Source organism: Vibrio mimicus CAIM 602 (genome assembly GCF_000338875.1).
Lineage (GTDB): Bacteria > Pseudomonadota > Gammaproteobacteria > Enterobacterales > Vibrionaceae > Vibrio > Vibrio mimicus.
In genome coordinates this window covers 1-2,243 of record NZ_AOMO01000080.1, presented here as the reverse complement: position 1 = coordinate 2,243, position 2,243 = coordinate 1, and the positions used below count along the sequence as shown (strand labels likewise).

Annotated in this window: 4 protein-coding genes and 1 pseudogene; 1 reads left to right on the top strand and 4 read right to left on the bottom strand. The window is 42.3% G+C overall.

Annotation, left to right across the window (positions count from 1 at the left end; genetic code table 11):
- From D908_RS23290 to D908_RS01995, 4 genes and pseudogenes are all read right to left on the bottom strand, one after another.
- Positions 1 to 127, bottom strand: a pseudogene (locus D908_RS23290) (DUF3709 domain-containing protein); the annotation flags it as partial.
- 116 nt (positions 128 to 243) lie between these two features.
- The gene (locus D908_RS01985) at positions 244 to 717 is read right to left on the bottom strand and encodes a GNAT family N-acetyltransferase (RefSeq protein ID WP_005527189.1); all 474 of its coding nucleotides are present in this window, start codon (positions 715 to 717) and stop codon (positions 244 to 246) included.
- 167 nt (positions 718 to 884) lie between these two features.
- Positions 885 to 1,187, bottom strand: coding sequence for a type II toxin-antitoxin system RelE/ParE family toxin (locus tag D908_RS01990; RefSeq protein ID WP_000852547.1), 303 nt, complete (start codon positions 1,185 to 1,187; stop codon positions 885 to 887).
- Positions 1,175 to 1,432, bottom strand: a complete 258-nt coding sequence (locus tag D908_RS01995) for a type II toxin-antitoxin system Phd/YefM family antitoxin (protein WP_000861988.1) — start codon at positions 1,430 to 1,432, stop codon at positions 1,175 to 1,177. Before D908_RS01995 ends, D908_RS01990 begins: the two co-directional genes overlap by 13 nt.
- 295 nt (positions 1,433 to 1,727) lie before the next feature.
- Between D908_RS01995 and D908_RS02000 the strand changes: the two genes are divergently transcribed.
- Positions 1,728 to 2,105 carry a PEGA domain-containing protein gene (locus tag D908_RS02000; RefSeq protein ID WP_005527182.1) on the top strand — a complete coding sequence of 126 codons (378 nt, stop codon included), beginning with the start codon at positions 1,728 to 1,730 and terminating at the stop codon, positions 2,103 to 2,105.
- Positions 2,106 to 2,243 lie beyond the last annotated feature (138 nt).

The following is a 2,243-nucleotide window of genomic DNA, read 5'->3' as shown; positions in this document are numbered from 1 at the left end:
TTACAAGCGCCAGATGCATTGCCGTTTCATTAGACAGCGAAAAACAATATTGAATTGCCGACAAAACCTGAACGAAATGCCAAAGAAATCGACAAACACAACCTACTGATTTTTATGGATTAAGCATAACGCTGCGTTAAGGGGTGAATGCCGCATAAACCAACCTTCTGCAGACCACTTCACCACCAAAAATCACCGCATACTAAAAATGCCACGCGGCATGAATCCCTCTTTAACGCTTTGTTAGGTTAATCGTTTTTCTGCTAATTGTCCGCGCTCGCCAATCTCACCCACATCAGTCCAACCATGCTTATGATAGAAACTAACTGCTTGTAAATTAGCAGGTATATAGCGCAAGTGAGCATACGCACATCGCTCGTTTTTGAACTGAGCGAATATAAAGTCTTCTAGCTCACTACCTAAACCTTTATTGCGATATTCTGGTAACAAATACAGTAAGTTAATGTAGCCGAACTTCACTCCTTGTTCATCCAGCAAGCCATTTCGGAATTCTATTTGACCTATAACCTCATTGTTTTTGAAAACATGATAAAAGCCAGAATTGTCAAATGTGTTTAGCTTTGTAAACCACGCTTTAGTCTCGCCGACATTAAAGTTAGTGTCATCTCCAAAACTTACGAGATGTGCATCACGACGAAATTGAACACACAAATCGAGAGCACCCTCCGTTTCAATATTTACGGGGACAAATTCCATTTATTACTCCCTACGTTGAATAGATTAACCTAACGCCCGCTTAAGTGGTGAGCAACGCAATGCGATATGTCTGCACACCACCGAAATCACTGAAGTCAACGCTTGATGAAAGTGCCACGCGTTGCGAATCCGTCTTAAAGCGTTTGTTAGCCGCTCATTCCCAAAGGTTATTGTCTACTTAACAAGAACTTACGCAAATCTCTCTCTGCGCGCATAACAAACAGAATAAATACCTTGTCACCGTCTTGTTTATAGAAAACACGACATGGATTTGCTACAACTTCACGATAACTCAAATGCTCTAATTCTGGCGGAATACGACCTGACTCTGGGAAAACTTCTAGACGTTCGACTTTTGAGAAGATCGCTTGAACCAGTTGCTTTGCAGCAACGACATTTTCAAGCGCGATGTACTCAGCGATATCATTTAGGTCAGATAGCGCCGGTTCAGTCCAAATTACTTCAGCCATTTTGACATTTTGTCCTTGGCTTCATTATGACCAACAACCTTTCCGTCAGCTATTGCGCGTTCACCTCGTGCAATACCTTCGAGAATGGCCAAACGATTTTGCATAAACTCGTAATCATCAACATCAACTAGATACGCAGATGGCTTACCATGCTCCGTAATTAACACTGGTTCTTTGGTGTCGTGGAGATCAGCTAGGATCTTGGTTGCTTGTCGTTTGAGTGATGTAACTAGTTCTACTTTCATGAGAGCTGCTCCTAAGGATTACTAAAGTGATACTATTCTATCACTTTGAGTATAGCAAGCTCCATGACGGCTAACGCCCGCCTAAGGGGCTGGCAACGCATAACAACTAAACTCAAACACAACAACTGTAACCACCGCGGCTCAATGGGACTGGAAACGCCACGCGTTGACAGTCCCTCTTGAGGCGTTTGTTATGTAAAAAATAGCCAACTAACATAATGAGCTCACATTATGGCTTTCAATAGAATTGTAAATTCGAGAAAATGCGTGCTTTACAAAAACCTTGAGCGAAACAATGAAAAAACTTTTAATCAGCTTTATCTTCCTTTTCACGCTGTCTGGCTGTGCAGCAATGTTCCACGGCACAAGCCAACAAGTATCTATTCGCAGCCAGAACCCAGCAGCAAAGATCTATGTCAACGAAGCATACTTAGGTAATGGTAATGTAATTACCGCATTCAAGAAAAACCAGAACTATACTATTCGCGTTGAAGAAGATAATTGTCACTCAGTCACCATTCCTGTTACCAAATCATTTGATGCAACAACTTTACTAGGTATCTTCATCGACTTTGGCATCGTGTCTATCCTTGTCGTTGATGGCGTGGGTACTGGGGCATGGCAACAATTTGATCAAACAAGCTATATCGTCAACGCTAATTGTTCAAAATAATAAATCTTAAGGCAGCAATAATTAGCTGCCTTTTTACATAACGCCCGCCTAAGGGGCTGGCAACGCATAACAACCAAACTCAAACACAACAACTGTAACCACCGCGGACTCAWTGGGACTGGAACGCCGCGCGTTGAC

Bases quoted from the DNA above. Each gene is read 5' to 3' on its own strand.
- D908_RS01995 (WP_000861988.1), bottom strand. From the start codon at position 1,432: ATGAAAGTAGAACTAGTTACATCACTCAAACGACAAGCAACCAAGATC.
- D908_RS01985 (WP_005527189.1), bottom strand. From the start codon at position 717: ATGGAATTTGTCCCCGTAAATATTGAAACGGAGGGTGCTCTCGATTTG.
- D908_RS02000 (WP_005527182.1), top strand. From the start codon at position 1,728: ATGAAAAAACTTTTAATCAGCTTTATCTTCCTTTTCACGCTGTCTGGC.
- D908_RS01990 (WP_000852547.1), bottom strand. From the start codon at position 1,187: ATGGCTGAAGTAATTTGGACTGAACCGGCGCTATCTGACCTAAATGAT.